The 24162-nt window shown below is 52.1% G+C and carries 35 protein-coding genes; 9 read left to right on the top strand and 26 right to left on the bottom strand.

Annotated elements, in window-relative coordinates; translation table 11 throughout:
• Window positions 1–7: 7 nt before the first annotated feature.
• From A3C3_RS0128100 to A3C3_RS0128125, 6 genes are all read right to left on the bottom strand, one after another.
• Window positions 8–250, bottom strand: a complete 243-nt coding sequence (locus A3C3_RS0128100; RefSeq protein WP_022717906.1) for a hypothetical protein — start codon at window positions 248–250, stop codon at window positions 8–10.
• A 2-nt stretch (window positions 251–252) separates the two neighbouring features.
• Window positions 253–408, bottom strand: coding sequence for a hypothetical protein (locus A3C3_RS45520; RefSeq protein ID WP_022717907.1), 156 nt, complete (start codon window positions 406–408; stop codon window positions 253–255).
• 9 nt (window positions 409–417) lie between these two features.
• Window positions 418–2655 carry a portal protein gene (locus tag A3C3_RS0128110; protein ID WP_022717908.1) on the bottom strand — a complete coding sequence of 746 codons (2238 nt, stop codon included), beginning with the start codon at window positions 2653–2655 and terminating at the stop codon, window positions 418–420.
• Between the two features lie 182 nt (window positions 2656–2837).
• Window positions 2838–4262, bottom strand: coding sequence for a terminase large subunit domain-containing protein (locus A3C3_RS0128115; RefSeq protein WP_022717909.1), 1425 nt, complete (start codon window positions 4260–4262; stop codon window positions 2838–2840).
• Between the two features lie 175 nt (window positions 4263–4437).
• Window positions 4438–4896, bottom strand: coding sequence for a hypothetical protein (locus A3C3_RS0128120; RefSeq protein WP_022717910.1), 459 nt, complete (start codon window positions 4894–4896; stop codon window positions 4438–4440).
• Window positions 4897–5021: 125 nt separating this feature from the next.
• Window positions 5022–5615, bottom strand: a complete 594-nt coding sequence (locus tag A3C3_RS0128125) for a hypothetical protein (protein WP_022717911.1) — start codon at window positions 5613–5615, stop codon at window positions 5022–5024.
• A gap of 138 nt (window positions 5616–5753) precedes the next feature.
• Between A3C3_RS0128125 and A3C3_RS0128130 the strand changes: the two genes are divergently transcribed.
• Window positions 5754–6053, top strand: coding sequence for a hypothetical protein (locus A3C3_RS0128130; RefSeq protein ID WP_145611605.1), 300 nt, complete (start codon window positions 5754–5756; stop codon window positions 6051–6053).
• Window positions 6053–6436 carry a hypothetical protein gene (locus A3C3_RS42745; protein ID WP_022717913.1) on the top strand — a complete coding sequence of 128 codons (384 nt, stop codon included), beginning with the start codon at window positions 6053–6055 and terminating at the stop codon, window positions 6434–6436. Before A3C3_RS0128130 ends, A3C3_RS42745 begins: the two co-directional genes overlap by 1 nt.
• A 13-nt stretch (window positions 6437–6449) precedes the next feature.
• Here A3C3_RS42745 and A3C3_RS0128140 read toward each other — a convergent pair whose 3' ends face one another.
• The 3 genes from A3C3_RS0128140 to A3C3_RS0128155 form a co-directional block, all read right to left on the bottom strand.
• Entirely contained in the window at window positions 6450–6974 is a 525-nt protein-coding gene (locus tag A3C3_RS0128140; protein ID WP_145611603.1) for a hypothetical protein, read from the bottom strand.
• A 247-nt stretch (window positions 6975–7221) separates the two neighbouring features.
• Window positions 7222–7599, bottom strand: coding sequence for a hypothetical protein (locus A3C3_RS0128145; protein WP_145611601.1), 378 nt, complete (start codon window positions 7597–7599; stop codon window positions 7222–7224).
• A gap of 181 nt (window positions 7600–7780) precedes the next feature.
• Window positions 7781–7978 (bottom strand): hypothetical protein, encoded by a 198-nt coding sequence (locus A3C3_RS0128155; RefSeq protein ID WP_022717917.1) that lies wholly within the window; start codon window positions 7976–7978, stop codon window positions 7781–7783.
• A 293-nt stretch (window positions 7979–8271) separates the two neighbouring features.
• Between A3C3_RS0128155 and A3C3_RS0128160 the strand changes: the two genes are divergently transcribed.
• Together A3C3_RS0128160 and A3C3_RS0128165 are read left to right on the top strand one after the other, a co-directional pair.
• Window positions 8272–8814, top strand: coding sequence for a hypothetical protein (locus tag A3C3_RS0128160; RefSeq protein ID WP_022717918.1), 543 nt, complete (start codon window positions 8272–8274; stop codon window positions 8812–8814).
• A gap of 52 nt (window positions 8815–8866) precedes the next feature.
• Window positions 8867–9307, top strand: a complete 441-nt coding sequence (locus A3C3_RS0128165; protein ID WP_145611599.1) for a hypothetical protein — start codon at window positions 8867–8869, stop codon at window positions 9305–9307.
• A gap of 2 nt (window positions 9308–9309) precedes the next feature.
• On the opposite strand, the gene A3C3_RS0128170 is transcribed toward A3C3_RS0128165, so the two are convergent.
• From A3C3_RS0128170 to A3C3_RS0128185, 4 genes are all read right to left on the bottom strand, one after another.
• Window positions 9310–9945: a hypothetical protein gene (locus A3C3_RS0128170; protein ID WP_233450541.1), complete on the bottom strand. Its 636-nt coding sequence runs from the start codon at window positions 9943–9945 to the stop codon at window positions 9310–9312.
• A complete protein-coding gene (locus tag A3C3_RS0128175) occupies window positions 9896–10315 on the bottom strand; it encodes a hypothetical protein (RefSeq protein WP_022717919.1) in 420 nt (139 codons plus the stop codon). The genes A3C3_RS0128170 and A3C3_RS0128175 overlap by 50 nt, the downstream gene beginning before the upstream one ends.
• Window positions 10316–10752: 437 nt before the next feature.
• A complete protein-coding gene (locus A3C3_RS0128180; protein ID WP_022717920.1) occupies window positions 10753–11160 on the bottom strand; it encodes a hypothetical protein in 408 nt (135 codons plus the stop codon).
• Between the two features lie 35 nt (window positions 11161–11195).
• Complete coding sequence (locus tag A3C3_RS0128185) at window positions 11196–11858, bottom strand: recombinase family protein (protein WP_028740075.1); 663 nt, start codon at window positions 11856–11858, stop codon at window positions 11196–11198.
• Window positions 11859–12612: 754 nt separating this feature from the next.
• Between A3C3_RS0128185 and A3C3_RS0128195 the strand changes: the two genes are divergently transcribed.
• Entirely contained in the window at window positions 12613–13119 is a 507-nt protein-coding gene (locus A3C3_RS0128195; protein WP_022717924.1) for a hypothetical protein, read from the top strand.
• Between the two features lie 70 nt (window positions 13120–13189).
• Complete coding sequence (locus A3C3_RS0128200) at window positions 13190–13528, top strand: hypothetical protein (protein WP_145611597.1); 339 nt, start codon at window positions 13190–13192, stop codon at window positions 13526–13528.
• 58 nt (window positions 13529–13586) lie between these two features.
• Here A3C3_RS0128200 and A3C3_RS47975 read toward each other — a convergent pair whose 3' ends face one another.
• Complete coding sequence (locus A3C3_RS47975) at window positions 13587–13712, bottom strand: hypothetical protein (RefSeq protein ID WP_022717926.1); 126 nt, start codon at window positions 13710–13712, stop codon at window positions 13587–13589.
• Between the two features lie 286 nt (window positions 13713–13998).
• On the opposite strand from A3C3_RS47975, the gene A3C3_RS0128210 reads away from it, so the two are divergent.
• Window positions 13999–14271, top strand: a complete 273-nt coding sequence (locus A3C3_RS0128210; RefSeq protein WP_022717927.1) for a hypothetical protein — start codon at window positions 13999–14001, stop codon at window positions 14269–14271.
• 133 nt (window positions 14272–14404) lie between these two features.
• On the opposite strand, the gene A3C3_RS0128220 is transcribed toward A3C3_RS0128210, so the two are convergent.
• From A3C3_RS0128220 to A3C3_RS0128230, 3 genes are all read right to left on the bottom strand, one after another.
• Window positions 14405–14962: a T4SS efffector SepA family protein gene (locus A3C3_RS0128220; protein ID WP_022717929.1), complete on the bottom strand. Its 558-nt coding sequence runs from the start codon at window positions 14960–14962 to the stop codon at window positions 14405–14407.
• A gap of 99 nt (window positions 14963–15061) precedes the next feature.
• Window positions 15062–17092 carry a GDSL-type esterase/lipase family protein gene (locus tag A3C3_RS0128225; RefSeq protein ID WP_022717930.1) on the bottom strand — a complete coding sequence of 677 codons (2031 nt, stop codon included), beginning with the start codon at window positions 17090–17092 and terminating at the stop codon, window positions 15062–15064.
• 88 nt (window positions 17093–17180) lie between these two features.
• Window positions 17181–17468: a hypothetical protein gene (locus A3C3_RS0128230; RefSeq protein WP_022717931.1), complete on the bottom strand. Its 288-nt coding sequence runs from the start codon at window positions 17466–17468 to the stop codon at window positions 17181–17183.
• 141 nt (window positions 17469–17609) lie between these two features.
• Here A3C3_RS0128230 and A3C3_RS0128235 point away from each other — a divergent pair, with 141 nt between their 5' ends.
• Window positions 17610–17975 carry a hypothetical protein gene (locus tag A3C3_RS0128235; RefSeq protein WP_022717932.1) on the top strand — a complete coding sequence of 122 codons (366 nt, stop codon included), beginning with the start codon at window positions 17610–17612 and terminating at the stop codon, window positions 17973–17975.
• Window positions 17976–18379: 404 nt separating this feature from the next.
• On the opposite strand, the gene A3C3_RS0128245 is transcribed toward A3C3_RS0128235, so the two are convergent.
• On the bottom strand, window positions 18380–18595 hold the full coding sequence (locus tag A3C3_RS0128245; RefSeq protein WP_022717934.1) for a hypothetical protein: 216 nt from the start codon (window positions 18593–18595) through the stop codon (window positions 18380–18382).
• A gap of 127 nt (window positions 18596–18722) precedes the next feature.
• On the opposite strand from A3C3_RS0128245, the gene A3C3_RS0128250 reads away from it, so the two are divergent.
• Window positions 18723–19271, top strand: a complete 549-nt coding sequence (locus A3C3_RS0128250) for a hypothetical protein (RefSeq protein WP_145611595.1) — start codon at window positions 18723–18725, stop codon at window positions 19269–19271.
• Window positions 19272–19331: 60 nt separating this feature from the next.
• Here A3C3_RS0128250 and A3C3_RS0128255 read toward each other — a convergent pair whose 3' ends face one another.
• The 8 genes from A3C3_RS0128255 to A3C3_RS45530 all read right to left on the bottom strand — a co-directional run bounded on the left by A3C3_RS0128255 (window position 19332) and on the right by A3C3_RS45530 (window position 23912).
• The gene (locus tag A3C3_RS0128255) at window positions 19332–19781 is read right to left on the bottom strand and encodes a hypothetical protein (protein ID WP_022717936.1); all 450 of its coding nucleotides are present in this window, start codon (window positions 19779–19781) and stop codon (window positions 19332–19334) included.
• A 62-nt stretch (window positions 19782–19843) separates the two neighbouring features.
• Window positions 19844–20851 (bottom strand): hypothetical protein, encoded by a 1008-nt coding sequence (locus A3C3_RS45525; RefSeq protein WP_145611593.1) that lies wholly within the window; start codon window positions 20849–20851, stop codon window positions 19844–19846.
• A 677-nt stretch (window positions 20852–21528) separates the two neighbouring features.
• Window positions 21529–21942 carry a hypothetical protein gene (locus A3C3_RS0128270; protein ID WP_145611591.1) on the bottom strand — a complete coding sequence of 138 codons (414 nt, stop codon included), beginning with the start codon at window positions 21940–21942 and terminating at the stop codon, window positions 21529–21531.
• Between the two features lie 129 nt (window positions 21943–22071).
• On the bottom strand, window positions 22072–22404 hold the full coding sequence (locus A3C3_RS0128275) for a hypothetical protein (RefSeq protein WP_022717940.1): 333 nt from the start codon (window positions 22402–22404) through the stop codon (window positions 22072–22074).
• A 229-nt stretch (window positions 22405–22633) separates the two neighbouring features.
• Window positions 22634–22936, bottom strand: coding sequence for a hypothetical protein (locus tag A3C3_RS39465; protein ID WP_022717941.1), 303 nt, complete (start codon window positions 22934–22936; stop codon window positions 22634–22636).
• Window positions 22937–22948: 12 nt separating this feature from the next.
• Window positions 22949–23287: a hypothetical protein gene (locus tag A3C3_RS0128285; protein ID WP_022717942.1), complete on the bottom strand. Its 339-nt coding sequence runs from the start codon at window positions 23285–23287 to the stop codon at window positions 22949–22951.
• 122 nt (window positions 23288–23409) lie between these two features.
• Window positions 23410–23745: a DUF2958 domain-containing protein gene (locus A3C3_RS0128290; RefSeq protein ID WP_022717943.1), complete on the bottom strand. Its 336-nt coding sequence runs from the start codon at window positions 23743–23745 to the stop codon at window positions 23410–23412.
• The gene (locus A3C3_RS45530; protein ID WP_022717944.1) at window positions 23745–23912 is read right to left on the bottom strand and encodes a hypothetical protein; all 168 of its coding nucleotides are present in this window, start codon (window positions 23910–23912) and stop codon (window positions 23745–23747) included. The genes A3C3_RS0128290 and A3C3_RS45530 overlap by 1 nt, the downstream gene beginning before the upstream one ends.
• Window positions 23913–24162 lie beyond the last annotated feature (250 nt).

Raw genomic sequence — 24162 nt, forward strand, 5'->3', positions numbered from 1 at the left:
TTTGTGCCTATTCGGCCTCGGCCTTCACCATGGCTGCTTCGTTCATGTAGCTAAGGAACTTACCCTTGAGGCGAGTGAGAACGTCCAGTTCCAAACGCTGCCGTTCGCGGCCTGCGACATCATCAAGAGGGCTTTCGACCCACGCCTTGTAGAGATCGCGCATGATGCTCTCCCAAGCACCCTGATAAACTGGATCGCTGCAAATGCGGTCGGCGGCTGTTCCTCGTTCGATTTTGCCTTCGTCGGTCATGGCTACTTGACCTCATCCACTTGGAAATAACGCGGCGCACCGATGTAGGTGATTACCCATTGGCCGGGACGCTCTTCCGGTTCGAGTTTGGCGAGGTACTCGCGAAGGCGATTAAGCGTCTCATCGAGGTTTTTTGTAAATTCGTCAGTCGTAGTCATTTCGTTCCCTTATGGCTGTGGTGGCATCTGCGGAGGCATCTGAGGAGCCTGCTGCATCTGTGGGTTTGGTTGCTGCTGAGGCTTCGGCTGCATTGCTGCGATCTGCTGGAAACCACGTGTTAGAGTTTCACGCTCGGCATTGATCTGCGCTTCGACACGTGCGGTATCGACCTGGGCCGCGTTCTTCGCGCGTTCGATCTCGAAATCCTGATCGTTCTTGTCGCGGATGCGGTCATCTTCCAAATACAGGTCCAGCAATTTCAGATCATTCTTAGCCTTTGCATCTGCTGCCTTCTGCTCAGTCGCGGCCTGCATGGCTTGCGCCTGAATCTCCAGTTCGGTCGGCTCCTTCGGCTTGTCCTGCTGTGGAGGAGCCTTGGAAGGATCAGTGAGGAATGCGTCTGGGTTCTTGATGCCAGCGTTTTCCAGATACTGACGAGACGCGTTGTAAACGTTCTGGATTGTTACAAGCGGGGAGCCGTTTGTCAGTCCAGCGGTTTGCGTCTGGATCGTCTTATCAAGCACCGCCTGCATGTAATCGCGATTCATGACGCCGAACGCGACGGTAGTGGTCATGTCCATTTCTGGATCCCACTTATCGACGGAAATCGGAGTGTAAGAACCGGTCAGGCGGGTAATTAGGGCCTGTGCGCCGTCTGGATTACTGCGCAGCTGATCGACCATAACGCGGAACGAGTAGCGAATGCCGGTATCTGCAAAGAAGCGAAGAGACTTCTCTATGATTAGCATCTGTGCGTTCGCGTGCTGGCTCATCGCGCTCGGTGATGTGCTTTGCAAATCCGCGGCGTTCATCGTGGTCATTCCACCACCAACGCCGGTTACGCTGGACACTTCGTCTTTGATCTGCTCCGCAAATTGCATCGACGGGCCGCCATTGTAAGGCGTGTTGATGAACTGCACGACCTCGTTTGGATTGCCGTCAACGCGGATGATCTTGCCGGGATGCGGAAGTAGCAGGTCGTCCAAATTCGGAACCGCCTGCATATTGACGGCTTTTTGCGGGTTAACGCTGGCGTTTAGGCCGTCGATATTGGAGCGGTAAATGTTGCTGACCAAACGCTGATCATCACCAACACGGTCTGCAATTCCGTGGCCGAAAAGCGTGTCCGGCAGCGGGAACGGGCAGAACGCCGCATATGGGTAAAACTTGCTGACTTCCTCGACGTTGAGCAGCACAGGCGCGTTCAGCAGGTCGCCGGCAATTGTCAAATGGACGTGTTCACGCCAACCATCCCCGTCGATATCCAGCCGCATATAAATTTCGTAAACATCAACATCGTCTTCGATGTCGCCAACGCCCTGATCGTAATCAGTCTCTTGGGCACGCTCCATCGCAAGGCCGTCCATGGCATCGGTAGCCGACGTAGCGAGGGCAACTTTCTCTTCGTCAAAGCCCATTTCGATGAGCGCAGCACGAGCGAGTACGCATTTGTGGCCCTGCAAGCGGGCCTTGATGCCGCCGGTCTGCTGGTCGAATTGTGCGTCTTTGGAGACGATGAAATCTTCTGGACGGACGCTCTGAAAGCGCATTCTCCACGCGTTATTGCGATTGCGAATTTTAATGTCGCGGAGCATTTGGACCGGAGCGCCCATCTCTGCCAACATTTCAGCAGTGATACCTTGCTGCGCTGCTTCTGGTGGAAGGGGAGCCGCGTATGGCTCGCTACGGCTTAGGATTTTGACTTCCCCAGCCTCTTCCTGAGCGACAAACTCGACCAGTTGCTCCTCAGGAACACCCTTTAGAGTTTCAGGCGGATGCCAGCCCTTCTCTTCGTAGAAATTGATATGCGCGACACCAAGGCCAGTGATCGCGCCATTCATGAGCCATGAATCAAGCAGCGCGACGTAGGAGTTTTGTACGCGGACGAAGAAATTGCAGGCGTCGGTCATCTGCTTGGCAACCGGTGCGTCTTCTGGTCCGTTTGGCAGAAATTCGACGACCTTCCCCTGACCGTCGAAGACACGTTCGAACTGGCTGACAAAAGTCGTGACTTGCTCTTGCACCATCGGAACAACGTGTTTGGAACGGCCCTTTAGCGGATCAGGCTTTCCCTCTTTGGCCTTGTCGGTGTCGAATAGTTCTCGGTTGTAGAACTTGAGGCCGAGTTCGCCCTTAATCGCGATATTATCCTTCGACCAATCAGCAGCCTTACGGAGAGGGCCGCCAATGCGATTTAGAATCTCTTCGTCGTTTAGAGGCTTTGCGCCCTTCTTCTTGTTTGCCATTCAAGCCTTTCACGGACACTTGGCGTGCCTCTAGTTCTTGGATCGCTCGACTAATCGCCACTTGGGCGTTGTCGATCGCTGCGATCAGCGCGGAATTTGTCTCAGTCATTTGCTCGCTCCCTTTGGTCAGCACGAATAATGCTGGCCTTCGTCATATTTATTTGCGGAGCGCAATTCGGGGCTCATTCGTAACAGCGCACGTCGTATTCGATGGTTTTGGACCAGGCGAAGCGACCGGCAACGTTGGTTTTGTTCGAAAGGAACGTGAGCGCGAGAGCATCGGCAAAGTCGGGAGAACGTTTGCCGCGCTTGCGGATATCCTTCTTGCTCTCGATCAGAATTTTGTTTTTCGCGTTGTATTCGTAGAGCGGCAGACAAAGTTCCATGACCAAATCGGGGTGGTTCGGAATGCACACGCCGCCTTCTGCAAACCATTTGCGCATTTCCCACCACATCTGAGCACGAGTGTTGAAATACAAAAGCGGGTCGCGGGTCGGGCTGTGCTGCGACATGCACTTTTTGATAGGAAGGCCGCCCATGTTGTGCAGCATGTTCCACGGGCCGTAGCCGGGGCCGTTGGCGTCAACGCAAATTTCTACGGGCCGGTCAGCTAGATTGGTAATGCTGTAGAACTCCGAGTGAATCGCGTTCGCCAGCTGGACGGCATCGAAACCCGGAAACTCCTTAATGCCGATTATTCGATTGTCCTTGCGCATGACCAAAGTGGATCGGTCGTCACCGCCACCGTTCGGGTCCAAACCCCAGACAACGGGAGCGTCTTTAGGCGTAAAGACATCAGGATTTTCGATTGCAGCTATGACATGCTCTCGACTGATAACGCCATCGACTTCATCAAGCGGGAACTCGCCCTCGACCATGATGCGGTATTGACGAGATCCCTTTCCGCCATAAAGCGCGGTGAAAGCCTCCAACTTTTCGGGCATCATGTTGGGGTTATCACTCATGCGACCGTGGACTTTTGCCCACGCCTTATTGATTTCAGGGTGTTCCCACGTGTCGTAGAAGAATCCCGTCGTTTTCGCTGGGTTCGAAATCAGCACAAGTTTCGGATTCTTGTCTGACATGATGTTTTCGAGGTTCATGAAAACTTCGTTGGGAACGTCAGCGGCTTCGTCCACCAGAACAAAGTTATTGGTCGCGTGAATACCGCGAACCGTACCCAAGTTATCCTTGTTCGCAGCACTATAGGTGGCGAAACATTCGTTTCGCGAACCAATGCGAAATGCGCGGGACGCGGCGTATTCGAACTGTTCTTTGAAAACTTCAGGCATTAGCCCGTAGAGGATGCCGACTTCGTTCCAAAGGTTGTCTTGGATCTGCCCTTCAGAAGGTCCGAAAATATTGACCTTCACGTCATTGAAGCAGAACAGCGCCCACCAGACCAAAATCGCCATTACGCGGGTCTTTCCGAAACCTACACCGCCTTTGAACGTGATGTGATCGTGTGCGAGGAACTTTTCGAAGAATTCGACCTGCTTCGGTCGGAGAGCATTTTCTTCTCCGAATACAGTCGTCGCGAAGAATTGAGGGTCTTTCTTAAATGCAGCTAGCAGCGATTGCTTCTGCTGCGAAGTAATATTAGCCATTTCATACCGAAATTATTTGAACTCCGATATTTATGTGAAAACAGGAATTTTGCGATTTTCTGTGTTTTTTCTCGCGTTTAGCCGCGCATGGTTAAATGTTAGCGACATAACGTTGCTTGGAGAAACAAAAGCAGCCGCTGCTACCGCGCAGACTGGTAATATCTAAGTTTCGATCTCAAACTTGACGTCGGCTTTTTCGACGGACCGGGGCTTTTGGCTCCGGTTTTTCTTCCTCTGGGATATCGATGGGTGTTGGTTCAATTGGACCCTCGTCCTGTGGGTTCACTGCTTCAGCTAGTCCCTTTAGACTGGCCTCGCTCGGCAAGCGCGGCTTCTCTGCCCAACTCTGCGCCATTCGAACAGCACCTTCAGCGAGCGACATGCCCACGATGCCAATCCCGAACGCTACAGCATTAATCGTGCTGAACTGCGAGATATCGAGAGCCATCCATTGCACAACCAACGGGGTCAGATAGGCCGCACAAAGCGTGCCGACGAAACCACCTGAGATTTTCTCCCACTTGGACGCGCCCTTATTGAGCAGCGATCGGACGAGCGCACCGGCTAAGCCAGCGGTCACGTGGGTCGGATTAATGCCGAGGGAAATGAGGAATGCGGTTACACTTTCAAGCACGGCTTACTGCCTGGAACGTTCCGCATGTAGTTGTGATTTTGATGAACATTCTGCCTGCCCGATCAGTGAAATTACTGTCCGTATTTAAGCAAAAGCAGGGATTTTAGCCCCAAACGGCTTCCGTACTAGAGGAGTGGTACGTCGTACTTCGCACTAAGAGCCAGAAGGGTTTTCTTCGAGATCATTGCGTCATCGGGTAATTCGGCAACCTGCGTTTGGCCACCAAACCCGGCCATCATCCGTTGAGCCTTGATCAAATCGATAGTCGATTTCGGCACGTTCGACCCAATAGAGCCGTCAACAATTGCCTGTTTGATCCGAGTGATGAAAAAACTGGCCACACCTTTTGGGTCGCTGCGCACGATTTCTTGTCTCGCGAGAAGGCAAGCGGCCTCTGACAAAGTGAATGAACTTTCGATACCGAGAATATCAATCGCCCGCTGATATGCCTTGAATGCATCCGAACTTTTCAGCGTATCGTGTGCTTCTCTCTCTGTCCGGTATGGTGCCGTCAACAAGTAGAGGAAAAATATCGCGATCCAAACAAATAGGAAACCTGCCGAGCCGGTTAACAGAGAGGGCCACGACTGCATTGCGGCTGGCCCTATGAAAACTGAAAACAAAGAGATTGCTATCGAACTAACTGCATTGTCTTTGGTAAACCGCTCTTTGAATCGTTTCCCGGCGTCTTTCGTCCAAAATTTCCAGTTTCTTTCCATCGAATCAATCCGTGCCTAGCCTGCGGCTACGGACGATGCCGCGATGCGGCGGTCTCGTCTATCGGTTGCACTGTGAAATCCAGTCATTTCATCGCGATTTCGCTGCTTCCCGGTAAATACGATTTTAGGGAGTGCAGAATGAGCAAAATTCGAATGAATATCGCCGGGGGTTATCTCCGTGGCGAAGTGCGTCAGCTGATCGAGGACAATCCGCAGCTGGCGCCGATGGAAGCCGTCGCAATGTGGGTCGATACCCGCTACGGCAAGTGGATCGAAACCAACATGGAAACTACCGATTTCATGATCGGTGATGTTGAGTATTCGGGTGATGGCGACAACGTGAAAGGCAGTTTCTCAATCGATTTCGACAATCCAAATCACGAGGATTATTTCGTCCGCAATGTCGGCGGCAAGATCGTGCCGATTGAAGGTGCTTAATGACAAAAGAGAAGAAAGAACGCACGCCAGCGCAAAAAGCCGCTCAGTTTCAACCGGGCGAGACAGGCAATCCAAAGGGCCGCACCCCTGTCCATCCCGACGTGAAAGAAGCCGCTAAAGCCTACACAATCCCAATGCTAGAGGTGCTTGTTGACGTCGCTCTGCGCGGCAAGAACGAGACGAGCCGAGTTAATGCGGCGGTTGCCGTTTGGAACCGTGCATGGGGAGCACCGAAGCAGAGCGTCGATGTCGATGTTACCCACAAACAGGATTGGTCCGCGCTTCTCAACGCGCTGGACGCCCATAACGCAGCAAAGGCGCTGACGACGCCGGATCAGCCTTTGGTAATCGAGGGGCAGCTGATTGAGGAGAAATCGGAATGATCGGCCAACTAGTTCAGCTATTCGGAACCATCTTGATCACCGGGGCATCGTGCCAGTAGCGAAGATTACCATGGCCGGTTTTTAGAGTCTTAGCTAGATCTTCAATTTCGGCGTCTGGGACGGCACCGCATTGAAAAAGCGCCGCTACATAGTGCTCTACATAAACCTTCTCCCTGCGTGGATATTGATCATCTACAGCAGGAATCTCCGAGCGATCGATATTCGGAAAGCGAGCATGTGCTCGTTCGATGACCGCCCGAAATTTTTCAATGTCCTCTCGATATCTGCGGAGATCATCCTCTTCCGCGCGCCGTGTTAACTCTTGGGCTTCTTCATAGGTGGGGCGATGATATTCGAGGACTTCGCCCTCTCCTCGAAAGCCAGCCTCAGCAGCGCGTTTTTGCGTGAGCGCACGGACGTACCGAATACTCGTTTCCGATCCAAACGAAATACACTGCTCGACTCTGAGCGCGTATAATTTTCGACAGGCATCCTCGCGTTCGAAGACGAAAACATCACCGACAGACCGCTTGTCCATGATGTTCCACCAGTGTCGCCACCGTTCGAGGCGGGGTCGATTCTTGGAGTCGAAGTCCGAATGTTTCGTGGTGAGAACGAAATAGGCAGTCCCGAAAGCCATAATGATCCTACGCAGGTTATAAGGCAGGACCAATTGCACGACGAACGCGGAAGGGCAACCGTCCGATTTACCTCAATGTCGAACAGGCTGCGCCCGAGTCCCACCGAGTACAATGAGAAAAGCCCCGTTTCCGGGGCTTTCAACGTCATTGGCGGGCGAGTTTTTGTGTGACCAGATATTGCCGTAGCATTTTCTCGTCACCGTCAATTCGGTCTACCACATACGACCAGTACCAAGCGTCAGGGTCGGATAGGTCTTCAGTTGCGTCTTGCCACTGCTTGTAGCGGTACACAATCCGAAACGCGTCGTGGGCAATCTCAATCGCCTCGGCGACCGTATGGTAGCAGACCTTGAACTCCCATTCGGTGACCGCGCAGAGAAACGCGAGAAAGTCATCCTTCGGCACGGACTCATTAAGGGTGTTTCGGCCTCCTTGCGGGCGACCGCTGTAAAACGTCCACCTTACATCGTCGAGAAGATCAGTCTCTTCGAGACGTGACCATAATTCGTAAAATCCGCTCATGGGGGTCATCTCTGCCCCCCTTTGGCTTTTTCCTGTTTTTCAGGGCGAGAAACGAACGCATCCCAGGACATGGTGTACTTGACTCGTGGAGTTCTGATCCGAACCTTCTTCGTGTCGAATGTGTACCCGTTGTTGAATGCGTCTCGCTTAACGATGTAGCGGGTTCTCTTAGTCTGCCTGCTCATGCTGCACCTCCCTTTGAACGGAGATGGCGACGGTAAGCATCGGCAATGATCGCCCGATTGGCCGGAGCTATTTTTGCAACGAGATCGGCAACACTGATGAAACCGTCCTGAGGAGGCGGCAACATTTGCGAGGGGATGAAAAACTCGCCAGTTGGCGTTTCGAATGTTTTTGGTTTCTTGCTCATTTTACGCATTTTAATACTCACTAATAGACGAGCGCGCGCCACTCCAGGGCCGAAACTTGCGTCGTCGGATGAACGGAAAACGTTTCGATCTCGGACCGGCTCGTGGCGGGTCCGTCGCGGAAATCAGCGATGTCGGGGTTCGATCTGGAACCTACCTTACGGGAGGCGTAATCGATTTGTCGAAATTAAAATGCACGAGACTCGAAAATTTTTGCCCGCTAATTGGCTGAAAATTTAACCGACGACGGATAATCGGGACCGGAGCAATTCGGCCCCGTCACTCAGGGGTCAACGAGAGACAAATGGCATTTGAGATTTTGACACTAGGGGCAATCCCGCAGGGCGAACTAATAAAACTGGCCGAGCGAATGCGTTCAGCAGAAGGCTACATTAGAGCGACCGAAGCGAAGGCGAACCATCCGATACCCGATATGGTTATCGGGGTTTCAATCTTCATGGACTTGAGCGCGAGACGCCGCTATGCCCACGCGGGTTCCATGCGGATGCCCAGCTACGAATATCACGCTGATCAATACGAACGCCTTTCTCAAAGTGGCTACGCGTTGCAGATTGCACTCACACCGAAAGCCAAGCACGACTTGAACGGCCGGAGTGACGCGCTCGTGTTCAAGGCGCTTGATTTCTCGGGCAGACAGGCAAATGTCTGCGCGTTCTCATTCCGGTTAACCGCTCCACATGGATCACCGTCGCCTATCGGGACATGGGCAATGCAAGGTCTATGGTTCGAGAGCAATCAGGACTACATGCTGTGGCAACTGAGTATGCCAAAGGCTTTTCCTGATCCGAATTTCGGTCAGACGCGTTCAATCTGGCAAAGTAACTGAAACAGCATTGCATTGAAGTCACTCGATCAATTCAAGAAAATAGGTTCGGAAAATGGCATCTATATTTGAAAATGTCGGACACGTCTGGATGGGGCTTTGCGTGTTCGGGGCAGCGGTGGCAGGATACTCCGGATACCGAATGGACGAGATTAACGACAAGCGGTGGCAGGCTACGATGGCGTTTGAAAGTAGCGTGGCTCAAGACGCACTTGTGAAGGAGTTTTTCGACAAGCAGTGGCGAGAACTCGTGGAAACGCAGCGAAACGCCGAGAAAAGCACGCTTATGGCCGCGACTATAACTTGGGGGAATGATTTCAAAGACAAATTAGAAGCACGGGTGAGCAATGATGACGAACGCCAGAAGATGGAAAAAGTCTTAGGCGAACCCCACAACACCTGGCTGACTTCGATGGGGATGATCGGGGGAGGTATTTTCATTTTAGGCGGGTTCTTCGGATGGTATAAGAAAGAGCATCCGAATGGACGTTTTTGATCCTACTCATCGGGGGGTTCATTATCGGGATTGAAGAAGCCCTCTTCGATCAGGAAGACTTTCCACTGATCGGCCATCTCCTCAAAGACCTCGATGATTGGCGATTTCTTATCGTTGTGGATGATGTAGGCGTATGCGGCGACTTCCGGCTTTAACCGGACACCAGCGCCAGTCACCATGTTGGGCATTCGAGGTCCATGAGTTACCTCGACATGTTTGACGCTGTTGGCGATCTGCCGACAGAATTCCAGCCTTGGGAGGCGACCTTTATTCTTCTTGCCAAACCCCTTCATGATGCCCTTTTTTGGATTTCCCTCCGCATCGAGCCGATTTTTACCCGTCAAGCGGAAGTGGCGGGCGTCGTCGCTGAAATGCAGCACCCAATCAACGATATGGTTGGCTGTGACAGCGCAATCAAAAGCGGCGTATCGGACATTCGCGGATGCCACGCTTGATCGCAGGCGTTCGATATCGAAAAGCAATTTCTTGTAGAGGTCATATGGGGTTTTGAGCCCAAAGGTTTTCGTTTTGGGTTTCAAGCGAGATTGCCTATCAGTGTCTGAGGCCATGAAAAGTTCCCAAATCGTATCAATTGGTTTCTGCGAGTAGATTTCGAAACTTTTGGGCGGTTTCCTCATCCGGCATAATCACCGATGCAATTGCGTTCTGCTGTGCATCGAACGCCAACATACAGTGATCAATTAGCACACGAGCTATACGCATGGAATCGCGGTCTGGTGCGAACACCATTGCAAGTTTGCCCTGATACATACGGCTGATTGCCTCACGCACCATCGCCTTATGGAGTTCTAACTCCTGTTGCTCTTTGAACTGAGCGATCTGGGCATTGTCCATGCCCGAATCTTTGATGGCGACCTCGAATGATTTTTGGAGCACCTCGACCGGCATTGTGTCTTGTGCGGCAAAGAATTCTGCGCACGTCTTGTGAACAAAATCATATGGAACCCTGACCGACACGGTCGGGATACGAAAGGCTTCCTCAGTCATATAATCTCCTTGCCCAATGGCTCTCGCTGTATGGAAAGTTGTAAAATCATATCAAATAGTAGCGCAACATATAAAGGTTTTTGTAAGCGAAGCAGGGGGGCCAAAGAGCGTGCCCGCCCCACAAAGAGCCCTTCCCTGTCCGAAGCAGTCAACGGCACCAATGGAGGCTCATCCGCTAGCATCAGCACGAATAATGCTGCGCACTACGCCGTATCCGTCGGCTATTCCTTGGCTGCTTCCCGGCGCCCTATGATGTACAGTCAGCAAGACGCATTGACGTATCGTCCGCACGCGGTATGCCGTTGCAGCACACGTAGCGCAGAACACCAGCAACGCAGCGGACGGACCTCCTAAGGACTCTCTGACACAGGACATGGCAAAGCCCTGACCGTTTTCGATCAGGGCTTCCGATCACTTGCGCAAGTAATCGCTGCTGCTTACTTTGCCTTTGCACGACCCTTTTTCAGCCGCTCCGAACGTTCCAGGCTATGCAGGGCAATCGCGTCCTGCAGTTTCTTGTCCGCTTGGATGGCCTCCTTTGCCGCGTTCAGCACGACCACCACCGCGTCCAGGTCGGCAGCACGGAAGAGTTTCGAACCGGCGATCTCGAAAGCATTGCGACCGATGCGCACCACGTAGCCCTGTGCGTCCTTGCGGAACCACAGCGACCGAGTGTTGATCTGCTTGCCGTCCTTGACTTCGCCAGCAAGTTTAATCTGCGCGGCCAGTTTGCCGTAGAAAATATCCAGCGGGCTCTGCCCAACGATAACACCAGTCGTTGCAGCTGCCTTGAGGAGTTCGATTGCATTTGCCATTTGCTTAGTCCTTTGCACCAGCAGCACCATTGCTGCCGTGCTTCCGTCCAATAGCCGTTGGCAATTCAGGGCAACCGAAGACTACTCTGAGTTGAGCACTCTTTTTCCGCTAAACGCTCAAGCAAGCGGGTGACTTGATTGCTGTGCCATTTTCCGCCCTTAATGGTTTCGTAGCCGCGTTGATTGAGTTCCTTAGCAATTGCTGCTGGTGTCGTTATACCCCCGGCATTGAGGCATTGGACAAACCCACGCATAGTTTCGGCATGGGCTTGCGCTTGTTCTGCTCGGACTGCATTGGTTCCCCATGCGTCACCACGTTCGCGTTTTGCAGCAATTGCCTCTTTCGTCCGCTTGCTGATCATTTCCCGTTCTTTCTCAGCTACAGCCGCCATTATGTGGAACTGGAAGTTATCCGCATTGGGCATGTCGCAGGCTTTGATCGGCACATTCTGCTTTAGCAGTCCTGAGATAAAGTGAACGTCGCGTGAGAGGCGGTCGAGTTTCGCAATCACCAAAGTAGCACCGGCTTGTTCTGCCGCATTGAGTGCCAGCCGGAGTTGAGGACGATCATCGCGCTTGCCGGATTCCACCTCTGTGAACTCCGCGACAATCGGATTGCCTCTGGTAAATCCCGCAACAGCAGCGCGTTGGGCTTCTAAGCCTAATCCGCTTTGTCCCTGCATCTGCGTGGATACACGATAATACGCGACATAACTTGTAGGTTGCACTGGTTGTAACTCCGTCGGAACAATGAAAGGGCGTTCACTGTTCCTGCTGCCGAAAAACTTAAAGGGCGAGTGAAAGGATTGCTCGCCCTTTGATTGCAATGGAGTAAAATGTCTGACCCTCAGTTTTTAGGGGTTTTGTGTGGAAATATCGTGGGAATGGCAATGCGATGCGAGTGGATGTGTTGATTACCGCTAGCGTGCTGATCCGCTACTGATCCCTGACCGTTCTTCAAGCGTCCATCTTGTTTGCGTTCGCAGTCTGTTCTATTTTTGTTGGATGACACGGACAGATGTTGAAACCGCACTCATGCAGCAACTACGGGCAAAAGGCTGCACACGGGATAAGCCTATCAATCTGTTGGATGTCGGGCCTGATCTGGTTGCAGCGGGTTATTCACAGGATGAAATCGTGAATGCGATGTACTCGCTAATCGGTGCAGGTAAAATCGAGTACGTTACTGGCAATCGCGTTCGATTCACACTTTAGGGTTTTATGACTGCTACCGTTCCTTTGACTGCTACTCAGCGGCTACTCGCCAAGCAACCCTATTGCATCTATTGCGGCGGAACTACTCTCGCCACTACTCGCGAACATATCCCCTCTCGTGTCATTTTCGACGCCAAGCATCGGCCAAAGGGACTTGAGTTCTCCGCTTGCGAGCCCTGTAATTCAGCTACACGTAAAGCCGAAACTGTCATCGCTATGTTGTCGCGGGTTTTTCCTGATCGATCCGTTCGGTCAAACAAATCGGAAATGAGGAAACTCGCTGATGCCGCTTTCCGCAATCATCCAGGTCTAGCCGATGAGATGCACTTGGATCAGGTTGCCGGTCTACAACGACTAGGAGAAAGGGCAAAGAATCTCCCTACGTGGAACTTCCTAAACGTAAATGGTCCTATCTGCCGGGGTTCGCTCGATCAGTTCGGTGTGAAACTCGGCCTGTCCCTCCATTATGAGGCGACAAAGCAGATCGTGCCGGTTGGTGGTGCAGTCCTGTTGAACCACTACAGCAACGTCGACGCCTTTACCGGGGAGATACCACCCGACTTGCTTGGATTGTTTGGCGAAGGCACCACCCTCAAACAGGGACGACTCGAAGTCAGCAAACAATTTCGATATTCCAGTTTATGGGCCGAAGACACCCTCAACATCAGTATGCATTTGGCGGTCTTCCGTGAATCCTTCGGCACGCTGATGATCGTCGCCCATGACGCCAACCATCTGCCGGAGGGCTCGCAGGTGGAAGCCTTTTACATCTAGCATGGCTGGTATTGCCACGAATCATGTAGCTATTGCGTACTGCGATTTGAGGGGCATTACCGGGGAAATCATGAACAAGTATATTGGAATGGCGTTGGCCGCATTTGCGCTGGCTGGCTGCGAAACTACTGAGTCTTCAACTGCCAATTTCGACGTGAAGAGCCTTCCAGAACGGGCCTTACACACGGCTTGTTTGAAAGCCAAGGTGCAGGAATATTCGCGCGTCGAGGGTTCACCGCTGGAACTCGGACAAATCGCGTCATCCGGCTGCAACAGTACCCGTTATGCTCTGTACGATGCCATCGCCAAGCACACGAACAAATACTTCGCTAAGGGTTATATCGGTGCATCTGAAACCGAAGACCCCAAAATGGTAGCCGCTGCGATCATCAAGACGCGAGGCCACTAAGGTGAAAACAAAAAGCCTCCCAGCGGTAACCGGGAGGCTTCTTGTTGGATGCGGCTTTCTAAATGAAGAACCGCGTAAGAAGCGAGATCATTGAGATGACTTTGGGATCGATACCGAACCCGCTGACCATCCGAAGGCTCTCGCCCTTGGTATTGCGATATTCGAAGGCAACCAGTGCGAACACTCGATGCTCCTCATACTATTGCGAGAGACCCCTTATGGAGACCGTCTCACGCCGGTTAGGCCGACATCCCGCAAGGATTTCCTCTTTTAACGACCTTGATGAAACCCTTGCGAGGAAACGTCGTGGTCTCTTTTCCGTGGGGTGCCGAAGCACCAAACCTGATGCTGATCTGGGAATTGCAATTTGTTGTTTCAATAGGAATTACGAAAAATCTTAACGTATACCGAGGAAAAGCCTGTTGGCCCCTGTAAAGGCTCCAAGTACTTCTTAACCACTGAACGCTAGCATGGCCGGGGTTGAGGTGACGGGTATGCGCGCAATTCGAGTTCTCGGCTGGCTATGGGGCTTATTGTTCGGGCTCATATTTGCCCCTTGGCTTGTTGCGCTTACGGGCATTCCCGTTTGGGGCGTATTGCTGATTTGCGCTGCAATCGGCAGATATGTGACCCGCTACGATTTCCAAGAGGACTTGTTTTATACGCTTTGGGTGTCTCTCGCAGCGGTGTTCGTGATCGCCCTTATCGTAGCGGTCACGATGCTCTTATACGTGACGGGGTGAATCCGATGGATGTCTATGGGATGATCAGCGACAGCACGAGCATGATCTCGACCGGGATTATGGCGATTTTGATCGGCTACGTGGTGGTCCGGCTGCTATGACTGCTTGCTTTGAAAAGCAAAGAAAAGCCGCGTTAAGCGGCTTTTTCCATCGTTCTGCCTGTCGAAAACGCGCCAATCACACCGGGCATTTCCACACCTTCCTTGTTCTGCCACCGGAACTTAACATCCACCGGGATACCGGTCACGTTGGCCAGGAAGTTGATGGTCTTCCACGCGTTGTTTGCGTCGAGACCCTGAACAGACACACCGGCTTCCTTGATGAACTTGTAGCCGTTGCCCTTCTTCTCGCCCACAACGCTATTGCTGGTGATGCTGGCGTCGATGGCGGCTGGTGTCATCCCGCGCTTTGCCATCTCTTTGATTAGCACGACAATGATATTGTTCCAGAAGGTATCCGCCGGCTTTAACACTGCGCCCGCGACACTGGCCGAAAGCACAGTCGTATGCCCAAGATTAGGCGGCAACGAGGGATCAAACGCCTTAAACCCGTCGGTATGAATCTCAGGCTTTGAATCGCTATAGGCGTCTAGTATCCGTATAATGACGCTTTCGATGGTATCGACAAGCGGTATTGCATGAGCCTGAAGGCGGCTAAAGACTTCATCTGAAAGCGTAATCGCGTGCGGCATCGGGTCCTCTCCGTGGTTGACGGAGATACCAATGCATCATTCTTGTGGCTATGTCAACGTATAAGCCGTATGAAACTGTATGCTCCGTAAGCGAGTATATTAGCCAAGAGCCGTAAAGCCCGTAGGAATCTGGCCAGTAAACTCTGTTGCCGCGAACCGCGATGTGATCTGACCGGCCTCGTAGATGAAACCAACCGGATAGATCATGCCGGTGCCGAGCATCGAAATATCAATGCCGCCGACACCCGTTGCGGGATCGATCGTTGGCGCACCTTCTGGCGCTCCACCATTCCACGGACCCTCATTAATGCGCATCCAAAAACTGCGAGTATCCAGATCGACGGCGAGTGCGATGACGTCGCTATCGCTGATACTGCCCATAGTGACAATTGCCGAAGCGTTATGGTTGATGTTGCCGGTCCAGCTGGAATAGCCGATCGCGTTAGGGCTTTCACAAGGATCAACCCAATCAGCGGCAATATCGTCGGCAAAGTCGAGGTTCATAAGACCCACCGCGGTCATATTGGACAGGTCTATTTGGGTTTCGAAATACCACTTGCCGCTGGCTTTGCCTCGTGCCCCTCTTACGTTGGCGTTGGCGAAACCCGGTGCAGGCCAATTCACTGTGCGATTGCTATTCGTCAGTTGCAGATTCGATGATTTGTCCAGCTCGAACCATGTCGCTGGCAGTTCAACTCGTGCAGCAGGTGTTGCGATTGCCGTGTTCAAAGCAGGTGCATAGATGCTCGCCAACACGGAGGAACCAAGATCCGTAGGGTGAACTCGATCGCTATTGTAGTAGAGGGTATCAAAGGTATCTGAGACTTCATCGAAATGGCTATCAGCGGCAAGGTCGAAGAGGCCATCGGCATCCAAATCCGAGTTCCAGTAATCGCGAATGTATTGGGTTAACTCGATATCGTTGGCCGACCATTCCTGATACGGAGGGTCGCCAGTATCGTCGCTGATAATCGTACCGATCAAACGTCGCTGATAGCCTGCGTCTTTTGCCTTTCTGAGAATCTTTCGAAGGTCTCGGTAGATACGCTCATACGAGGCGCCTGAGCCTCTGTCGTTAGAACCCGCTAGGAGCGTGAACACGTTAAGGTCGGCTTCTACATCGAATGCAGCGGCACCGCGACTATCGAAATTGTTTGAGATGTCGTCGGCCTTGATCCCGCCAGTCGAGATATTGTCCAATGTGTATTCGGGACCGTCTGAGAGCGCCGACATCGCAACGTACGGATAGTTCTTGGTCGCCGGATCAGTCGTTCCGCTACCATCGGTCAGACTGTCACCCTCAGCTACGATATTGATTTTCATCGACAAGGCTACGATTGGGCCAACACTGGTTGCGCTTGCTGTGGTTGATCCACCCGAATTGCTTGCTGTGACCTTGAAACCGATCATCTGATCGATGTCGGCTTCTACAAGCGTATAGGTGAGGTCGTTTTCGCCGAGGATATCGACGCTGTTTCTTGTCCACTGATATGTGAAACTCGTCGGATCATTCGACCACGTGCCGTTGCTGCCAGTTAGTGTCTGATCGACCTGGGCCGTGCCGGTGATCGCTGGTGCTGTCGTATTTGCGGGTGGTGTCTGCGAGACCGGTCCAGCATTATTCGTGCTGGCATTTGTCGAACCAATCGCGTTTGTCGCTGTGACCTGTGCGGAGAAGATCGCGCCGAAGTCCTCGATCAATAGCGCGAAGATATTTGCAGTGGCACCGGACAATGCAGTGCCGTTCTTGAACCACTGATACCCATATGAGGTTGGGCTATTTGCCCACGTGCCATCGCTGACCATCAATATTGAACCGACCAGCGCATTGCCGGTGACTACCGGGGCGACCACGTTAATAGGGGCGACGGTGACCGGCTTCGCAAGAACTGCGCTGGTTGCCGCCGATGTTGCGGAGGCCGAGCCGAATGAGTTCGTCGCAGTAACGGTGACGGTGATCGTCTTGCCCACTTCTGCATCTGTCAGCGTGTAACTTCGGGAGGTTGCGCCGATAAGGTCGGCGTCGTCGGCTTTCCATTGATACGCATAGCCGGATGGGCTTTGTGTCCAGCTGCCAAATGTCGTCGTGAGTTTGCTGCCGGATTGTGCAATGCCGGAAATCACCGGCATTGCATTATTCGTGGGAACACCCGTTGGAGGAGCCGGCGGCGTAGACGTGCCTTGCGGGCTCAAGGAGAATGAAAAGCCAAAGCCCATATCAGCGTGTCACCTGATAGCCGCGAACCTTTACGACGGTGGAAGAAGGAGCGCGGACATAAACCTTGTCCGTTGCATTCAGCGAGAAACTGATCGACGTGTCGCGCTCGCGTTGCAGGACGAGATAATCGTCGCTGTCGTCGTCGGGAACGTCCTGCGAAACCGCGAGGAATACGCTTGTGCTGGTGGGATCAACTTCAACGCCGAAACTGGCGATGGTCGAGCCGTCTACGACTTCGACCCATTCGGTGTTATCAGCTGTTGCGGAGAATGTGTTTGTTACGGCCATACGTGCACCTCATGAATTCGTGTGCACGTATTTATTAGGATCGCCGGATTTGGGCGTTCTTGCCGAAGCCTCTGTTCTACTCGAAATCATTCACAGTTGGTGTTTTACTACGAATCGCATCAGTGAATTTTGCGGGGAACAATGCGAGCACTTCTTACGGCTATTGCAGCAATTCTTACTTTTCAGACAGCGTTTGCGGCTGAAGACCTGCCGCGCTTCAGCGTAGCCTACTATGTTGGGGCTTTTGCCATCAAAGACGACACAGGAATGAAGACAGTCGTCCAATACCTCGCCGGTATTCGTGACCACCTCTACTGGCAGTGCGAGTACGATATCACCGTTAAGGAGTTGATGGACGCAGCTAACTTCCACATCCTGGCCTATAAGGAAACGCATGACGCTGAAACGTTTGGCGACTGGTCGGACAACACTCCATTCGGAGACGTGGTGTTCTTAGGTATTAACAATACGCTGGTCACCGGCAAACCGGAGCCCTGTCACAAGTAAGCAACTTGTCGACGTTCTGCGTTCGTTCTATTTTTGCGGAATGGATCAATCTCATTTGATATGGCCCGACAACGTGCGCTGGCTATCGCACTATGATGGCAAGTTCGCGTGTTTTAGATGTGCCCTCTTGGCTTCGCAACATCAGAGATGTTCAGACAAGGTGTTTGATTTATCATGCCAACCATTCGCCGCTTACCATGATGGAAAGTGACGACGCTGCGAGGCTGGCAATGAAAGTGGTGTGGTTAAAGGACAAGGGCTATAAGGTGGAAATCCCGCCGCGCTTGATCATTGGGTTGGTCGCGCTAGCCGTTTTCGCAGTTAAAGGGATCGAGAGCGTACCGGGTCTTTCTTTGATCCTTCGTGCGGTAGCGGGAGGTTCTTGGGGTTGATCGGTCATTCGCTCAAAGATCGTCCTCGTGATCACCGCTACCAATCGCCTCGTAATCGAGATGTTCTTGCAAATCCAACGGAAGCATATCCAGACGCGCTGCTTTCAGTTTGTGCTGATAATAAGTGATCAATTCCGCCATCTCTGGTGATGGCGGCTCAGTGCGACCTTCAAGGTTCTTCAAGGTGGACTTGAGCCGGAGAATTTCGTCCTCAATGTTTTTGCTCACGCCGCTCCTCGCAAAGTGCCCCGCTTATTTCGTATGTTCTGATCATTTGCTGATAGATGCCGTCGATGCCAACTTGACGTAACAAATTCCTCAACTTATCAGACCGGTATATACGAGTGAGGGTTTTATGAAACGTCTAAAGAAATTTGTACTTCGTGCTTTTTGTTCCGCCTCGATTGCCTGCTTAGCGCCATCGGCCGTTTTGGCGAATTGGCAGTACCAAGTGTCAGAGAGCAAATTTGACGGCAAGAAGACAAAAGGCGCTTTCGTCTATTCGGACACTCAGAAAGAGGCCTTGATCATTTGGGCACATCCCGACAGAGGCGAAGTTGCATTCGATGCGCCGCGCATTGTGCTAAATCCGGGCATGCCTTTTATCTGTGACACAAGCGATAACGGTCTGATGTCGGTCTCCTACTTAACGTTCGACAACGCAGGAAACAAACTCAAGGAAGTGCGAGCCCGGTTCGACGTCAGTTCTTCTAACGAGACTTTATCGGTTCGAAATGCTGAAAACCAAAGTTACAATTTTGGACCTGCGCTCATAGCGGCGATGAACGAAGCGGCAGAAATCCGTTTCAGGTTTGTCGATGATTGTGGGACCGAAAGCATTTCGAAGTTCACCCTCAATGGCTTCAAGGAAGTCGTTGAGAGGATTCGAACTGAGCATCCTTGACGGCAGCGCCACAGTTTTGCGAACGACGCAGCCTCTACGGAGGCAAGGTCATACTGCACCTCACTTCGCTGGAATCGCGATTGGCGTAGCGTCGAGCGCTTCAACAATCAGGTTGATCGCCGTCAGCTGCTTCACACTGAGGTCTTCGCCCTTGCGGCCCAGCACGTATTTGTGACGCTTTGCGAGTTTCGCCGTTACCCCTTCAAGCACTTCACGAAGTGTCGAAAACTTGCGGAGTTCTGAACCCCAAATTCCGCTGTTCATGTCGAGGATCAGATTGATCTTGATATAAACCGAGGGATTGGACTTGTCCGTGCGCATCATGTTGAGGGCTGCAATATAAGCGAGAAGCGTGGCGTGTTCGTCGTCGGAGAGCCTGACGTATTGGACGTTCGCCTTCGTCGTCTTCGATGGGCGCTCGATGATGCTGCTCGTGCTGACAGAATCCACATGTGCGGTCGTCGTCGTTGCCGGGGTCAGGTTTTCGAAAATGTCGTTGTTGACTTGCATGGGAATTGTTTCCTTCTTCTTGTGCTACATTCTAATTTATGTCGGACCGGCCTGCAGTAGGTTTAGCTGAAATCCTTGCTCGTCTTGATCTTGAACTTCTTCTTTGTTTGGTCGAGTTCAACATCTAAGTGCTGGCGAGCGGCGTCGCGGTAAATGCCCTTCTTGTAGATCGGGCTACCGGGAGCGCGGTTGAAATCGAAGTCGAGTGGCAGCTCGTATTTGGCTGCGCCGTAATAGAGGATTACGGTCGCTGGCTGGTTCCGAATTTGGAACATGATGCCAGCTGCATAACCGATGATTTCGGACGTGTTGTCTTCCTTGATGATCTCTTTGAGAATTGCCAGTTTCGGAGCAATCTCGTAGGCGACTAGCATGTTCTCGTACTTGGTAAACTCGCCCTTGAAGTGGATGTACCAATCGTCTTCCTCGACCTCCATCGTCTTAAGACGCTTGTTGATCTCGCGAGTGCGATTGTAGAAATCCAGCATGAACACGTCCGCGTCCTTCGCCGTCGTCGTAGGTTCAGCGCGGATCATAAGTTTGGCGCGGTGTACGCTGGACTTCTTGCCCTTCGCGGAGTTGTCGAACAGGTCGGTTTTGATCTCGTAGAAGTCGTAGTGCTGGCGTGCGGGATCGTCGTGGTCGTCGGCGGGGGTCATGCTCGCGCAGCCCTTTTGAACTTCTTCTTGTTCAGCGGATGAGCAAAGCGAAGTAGCTGGAACTTCATTGGCCGTCGTGGCAAGCGAATGCGCAGCCGCGTGGCTCTTCACTCCATATTCGGGTGTGAAACAAGTAACTTCACTTGAAGCGGGAACGCCTTCAGGCGCGCTTCTCTTAAGTAACTTCTCTCTCACTTCAATACTTAAGGGAAGCGCGCCTTGATCTAAATTTTTTTGCTCAGATACGCCGGTTCCGCTGCTGTCCTTAAGAGAAGCGCGGCTTGCATCAAGAGCCCAATCACGGAGATCGGAGTTCATGCTGTTGGAGTGGGAGAGTGCCTTTTCCAGCGCCTTCATTTTAACGAGGGCAACAATATCGGCTGTTGAAAGTTTACCAGATGTGGAATTCATTGCATTAATCCTTTGTTGAAACGAAAAAGTCCTGCTCGCGTCTGGTAAAACAAGCAGGACTTTTAGGTGCTTCAAAAGAATTGAACGCTTTAGTCTGCAACGAAGCGTAATGACTTCGTTTACCAGACAAAAGCATTACATTTCTATTTATAACAAATCGGTGTTTTGACTGTCGATATGTTTCTTTATCTTAAGAGAAGCGCGCCTCGCCTCAATGCCGCGTGGTCGGTAGCGTGTAGTTGCGACCCCTCGCCTTTAAGCAGTCGATGATCTCAAAGAAAAGATGATCGCGAGGTCCGAAGTCAGCTAGGATTTTCTCAATGCGCGCGTTTGCTTCGGGCCGATCCAGATCGATCACACAATAGCTGTCGTCGCCTACCGCCGTCACCTCAGGGTTTTCGCTATCAAGGCATCCACAAGTGCGGGTACATCGGCGGGTGTTTTGAGTTTTGTCATCGCATCGCCTCCTTTTTTGACGAGGCCATTCTGCCGTCGCCTTGCGATCGATCAACTCGCAAAAGTGTTAGTCGGGATGCCATGCATCCGTTGCGGTCACAGGCCGCCCAAGGAAGCCCCAGGAACGCTCCCGCTGACTAAAACGCACAATGCTACGCTAAAGTACGAAACGCGCCAGAGGCGTTCTATGGCGCGTTATGATACTGTTTTTACTGGCGTAATTACCGTTCGGCGCTCAGAATGTGCAGGAGAATGTCTTCGCCATCGGCCCAAGCACGAAGCGTGTCGTACTCGGCTTGCGTCAGATACGGCTCCCACTGTGGAACGGTTATGCCGATCCCATGCGAGTGACCTGGTGTGGAAACCGTATGTGAATGATTGCCGTACTGAGCGGCAACCTGCGTCAACTGTGTCTGCTGCAGAGCGATGGCTTGAAGTTGGACTGACGCCATGTTTGCTTGGGCTGACGTCAGGTTTGGGTGCGAGTACACGGTATTGAATGAACTAAGTGTTGCATGAAACTGTGCGATACGAGCCTCGTAGGCTGCACGATCCGCGTCTAAACGATCAACGATCTTTTTCAGGAATGCGATAGCGGTTTGATCGTTGCGGGTGATTTCGGGTTTGTCAGTCATCGGGATTTCGCTCCTCTTATTGTTTGTCATCACGTATTTACCGCCTGATACGGGAAACCTCCCCTGTCGGAGCGATGACAGGAGAGGCCTTTTGGAGTTGTGACCCATGACTGAAAGATCACCAGCTATTTAACGTCTGACTTCGGAAATCCACTCTTTGACAGTCAGAGTGCGCGAGTTCGCATAGGGCTCCGGTCGAGGGCCAGCAGGTGTTCTCACGCGGGTAGATGGTTTCGGCAACGCCGTATTGCGTTTCGTCACAATGTTCGTGATCGACCACGGCAAAGTGGCATCTTTCCGAGTGACGATCACATCGCCCGGTCTAGCAGCGCGAACCGGCATCAGCGGATTTGCATCCCAGAACGCCAACCATTCATCCACGGTGAACTGGAAGTTTTCCTTGTGTACGGTGCGCATCCGGCGATGCGAGGCTTTGAAGTGCTTGATTTGTTTGCTGTTCATAGCTGCTCCTTTTTCAACATTATGCTGCCATTGGAGCAGTCCAGTCATTATTCAAGACTGCGGGCTCGCCGTATTGCCGAGCCCGCTGAGCAGCCAGCACCAACTCTTAGTGCCATCAATATTTACGCGTTTTGAGCGTCCGCTAATAAATAGAAGCGAAGGTGCTATTGCATGGGCATGTTCATTTATATTCCTCGCCCTTCCCGATCTTCACATTGGGAAGGGTTTTTCAATCCTCCTCGGACAGATCGATATACCACATACCGCGTGCGCCGTCCTCCTGCCAGGTGCCTTCCAGTCGCGTACTTTGCTCAAAGCAGTGTAGCGTGGCGCGGCCCTTGACCACATCCAGTGTGGAAAGTTTAAAGTGGCCGGGTGCCACCTCGTTACCTCTGTAAACTACGGTACCATTTTCGGAATCGTAAGAAACAACGATGGTGCCGTCACCGATTCGAACGTCGCACCGGTAGACCGCCATCGGCTCTTCGTCCGAGAAGAACACGGTCATGTCGCAATTTTCGTAAAGTGCCATCCCGCAGAAACCTCAATCGCCATCCGGTGGCAGCAATTCTACCACTCTCCCCTGTGCGTTCGTGCGACGAGCAAGAAATGCAACGTCCTTAAACCACGATGCTTCCCCAGTCGCTAAACCTTCGCCCCAAATGAATACCCAATTCGAAGAGTCCGTGCCACCGACGAGCAACTTCATTTCGGGTCTCTGCTCGATCATCTTCCAACGGTCGTGCAAGTCGCGCCAGACGTTCACGCCAATTCGATCAGCGCCGTACCAACGCTTAAGTTCTTCCCGCAGTATCTCGGCGCATCCTAGGATTTCCACTCGCTCTAGCCGGTTCATCAGTTCGTTTTCGTGACGTAGTTCCATTGTAATATCCCTCACAATTTAATTGTCACAAAACAAATAACAGCCACTAAATTTTTTGCAAGGATTATTTTATCGTGGAAAAGGCCGAGGTATGAGCCCCGACCTCAAAGTTCAGATGTTGATTAGATTTCCACGATACGCCGTGCTGCTCGTGCAGCTATCGTGTACTCGGACAGTGGACGAGTTGCGTGGAAGTGCAGATCGCGCTTGATTTTCAATCCCCATGGCCCCTTGAGACCTTCCAACTCCGACAACAGCGCGTATCCGAGTTCTGGCGAGCCGTGACCGAGATCGCAAAGCCCGAACAAGCGATCTTCATCCTCAGGATCAAGATCCACGAATAGCCAGGTCGCATTCGCCCATGGCGTGAACAGTTTGACGACCGGGATATGATCGTCATCCTTGTTAGCGAAGTTTTCGAGCAGTTTCGCACGTTGCTCCATCGTGACCAGCAGCATTATGCGGCCTCCGACTTCATGCCCAAAACTTCGATTTCATAACGCCGCTCATTTAGCGAACGCCATGCGCGCCATGCCGCTGCACTTGGAAAATTGCGATCAAAACGCTCGCCGTCGAAAACTCCCCAAACCCGAAACTGCTGCTTCGCTTCTACTTGGATTTGCATTTTCCTACTCCATGTTTCAACTTACACGAGTAGTTCTAAAGCCGTTGTCCTGATAAGCGAGTGAAAACAGACGCTTCGCTTAAATCCTTGATCTCAGTGCATGAGGACAAAAAGTTCAGTAAAAACAGCAGCCTATTTAGGTTGCGGAAAATTATGCAATTCATTATTGGTTGTTGAACAGAAGGTTGAAACCGACACTTAGGGCGCTTTCCATTCTTGGGCAGCGATCGGCGATTAGACCAAAAGACGT

Source organism: Rhizobium mongolense USDA 1844, assembly GCF_000419765.1.
GTDB classification, from domain to species: domain Bacteria; phylum Pseudomonadota; class Alphaproteobacteria; order Rhizobiales; family Rhizobiaceae; genus Rhizobium; species Rhizobium mongolense.

What these genes read in the sequence shown, in the direction of transcription:
- A3C3_RS0128100 (WP_022717906.1), bottom strand. Translation starts at nt 250, where the DNA reads ATGACCGACGAAGGCAAAATCGAACGAGGAACAGCCGCCGACCGCATT.
- A3C3_RS45520 (WP_022717907.1), bottom strand. Translation starts at nt 408, where the DNA reads ATGACTACGACTGACGAATTTACAAAAAACCTCGATGAGACGCTTAAT.
- A3C3_RS0128110 (WP_022717908.1), bottom strand. Translation starts at nt 2,655, where the DNA reads ATGGCAAACAAGAAGAAGGGCGCAAAGCCTCTAAACGACGAAGAGATT.
- A3C3_RS0128115 (WP_022717909.1), bottom strand. Translation starts at nt 4,262, where the DNA reads ATGGCTAATATTACTTCGCAGCAGAAGCAATCGCTGCTAGCTGCATTT.
- A3C3_RS0128125 (WP_022717911.1), bottom strand. Translation starts at nt 5,615, where the DNA reads ATGGAAAGAAACTGGAAATTTTGGACGAAAGACGCCGGGAAACGATTC.
- A3C3_RS0128130 (WP_145611605.1), top strand. Translation starts at nt 5,754, where the DNA reads ATGAGCAAAATTCGAATGAATATCGCCGGGGGTTATCTCCGTGGCGAA.
- A3C3_RS42745 (WP_022717913.1), top strand. Translation starts at nt 6,053, where the DNA reads ATGACAAAAGAGAAGAAAGAACGCACGCCAGCGCAAAAAGCCGCTCAG.
- A3C3_RS0128140 (WP_145611603.1), bottom strand. Translation starts at nt 6,974, where the DNA reads ATGGACAAGCGGTCTGTCGGTGATGTTTTCGTCTTCGAACGCGAGGAT.
- A3C3_RS0128145 (WP_145611601.1), bottom strand. Translation starts at nt 7,599, where the DNA reads ATGAGCGGATTTTACGAATTATGGTCACGTCTCGAAGAGACTGATCTT.
- A3C3_RS0128155 (WP_022717917.1), bottom strand. Translation starts at nt 7,978, where the DNA reads ATGCGTAAAATGAGCAAGAAACCAAAAACATTCGAAACGCCAACTGGC.
- A3C3_RS0128160 (WP_022717918.1), top strand. Translation starts at nt 8,272, where the DNA reads ATGGCATTTGAGATTTTGACACTAGGGGCAATCCCGCAGGGCGAACTA.
- A3C3_RS0128165 (WP_145611599.1), top strand. Translation starts at nt 8,867, where the DNA reads ATGGCATCTATATTTGAAAATGTCGGACACGTCTGGATGGGGCTTTGC.
- A3C3_RS0128170 (WP_233450541.1), bottom strand. Translation starts at nt 9,945, where the DNA reads ATGAGGAAACCGCCCAAAAGTTTCGAAATCTACTCGCAGAAACCAATT.
- A3C3_RS0128175 (WP_022717919.1), bottom strand. Translation starts at nt 10,315, where the DNA reads ATGACTGAGGAAGCCTTTCGTATCCCGACCGTGTCGGTCAGGGTTCCA.
- A3C3_RS0128180 (WP_022717920.1), bottom strand. Translation starts at nt 11,160, where the DNA reads ATGGTGCTGCTGGTGCAAAGGACTAAGCAAATGGCAAATGCAATCGAA.
- A3C3_RS0128195 (WP_022717924.1), top strand. Translation starts at nt 12,613, where the DNA reads ATGAGGAAACTCGCTGATGCCGCTTTCCGCAATCATCCAGGTCTAGCC.
- A3C3_RS0128200 (WP_145611597.1), top strand. Translation starts at nt 13,190, where the DNA reads ATGAACAAGTATATTGGAATGGCGTTGGCCGCATTTGCGCTGGCTGGC.
- A3C3_RS0128210 (WP_022717927.1), top strand. Translation starts at nt 13,999, where the DNA reads ATGGCCGGGGTTGAGGTGACGGGTATGCGCGCAATTCGAGTTCTCGGC.
- A3C3_RS0128220 (WP_022717929.1), bottom strand. Translation starts at nt 14,962, where the DNA reads ATGCCGCACGCGATTACGCTTTCAGATGAAGTCTTTAGCCGCCTTCAG.
- A3C3_RS0128225 (WP_022717930.1), bottom strand. Translation starts at nt 17,092, where the DNA reads ATGCCGGTGATTTCCGGCATTGCACAATCCGGCAGCAAACTCACGACG.
- A3C3_RS0128230 (WP_022717931.1), bottom strand. Translation starts at nt 17,468, where the DNA reads ATGGCCGTAACAAACACATTCTCCGCAACAGCTGATAACACCGAATGG.
- A3C3_RS0128235 (WP_022717932.1), top strand. Translation starts at nt 17,610, where the DNA reads ATGCGAGCACTTCTTACGGCTATTGCAGCAATTCTTACTTTTCAGACA.
- A3C3_RS0128250 (WP_145611595.1), top strand. Translation starts at nt 18,723, where the DNA reads ATGAAACGTCTAAAGAAATTTGTACTTCGTGCTTTTTGTTCCGCCTCG.
- A3C3_RS0128255 (WP_022717936.1), bottom strand. Translation starts at nt 19,781, where the DNA reads ATGCAAGTCAACAACGACATTTTCGAAAACCTGACCCCGGCAACGACG.
- A3C3_RS45525 (WP_145611593.1), bottom strand. Translation starts at nt 20,851, where the DNA reads ATGAATTCCACATCTGGTAAACTTTCAACAGCCGATATTGTTGCCCTC.
- A3C3_RS0128270 (WP_145611591.1), bottom strand. Translation starts at nt 21,942, where the DNA reads ATGACTGACAAACCCGAAATCACCCGCAACGATCAAACCGCTATCGCA.
- A3C3_RS0128275 (WP_022717940.1), bottom strand. Translation starts at nt 22,404, where the DNA reads ATGAACAGCAAACAAATCAAGCACTTCAAAGCCTCGCATCGCCGGATG.
- A3C3_RS39465 (WP_022717941.1), bottom strand. Translation starts at nt 22,936, where the DNA reads ATGGCACTTTACGAAAATTGCGACATGACCGTGTTCTTCTCGGACGAA.
- A3C3_RS0128285 (WP_022717942.1), bottom strand. Translation starts at nt 23,287, where the DNA reads ATGGAACTACGTCACGAAAACGAACTGATGAACCGGCTAGAGCGAGTG.
- A3C3_RS0128290 (WP_022717943.1), bottom strand. Translation starts at nt 23,745, where the DNA reads ATGCTGCTGGTCACGATGGAGCAACGTGCGAAACTGCTCGAAAACTTC.
- A3C3_RS45530 (WP_022717944.1), bottom strand. Translation starts at nt 23,912, where the DNA reads ATGCAAATCCAAGTAGAAGCGAAGCAGCAGTTTCGGGTTTGGGGAGTT.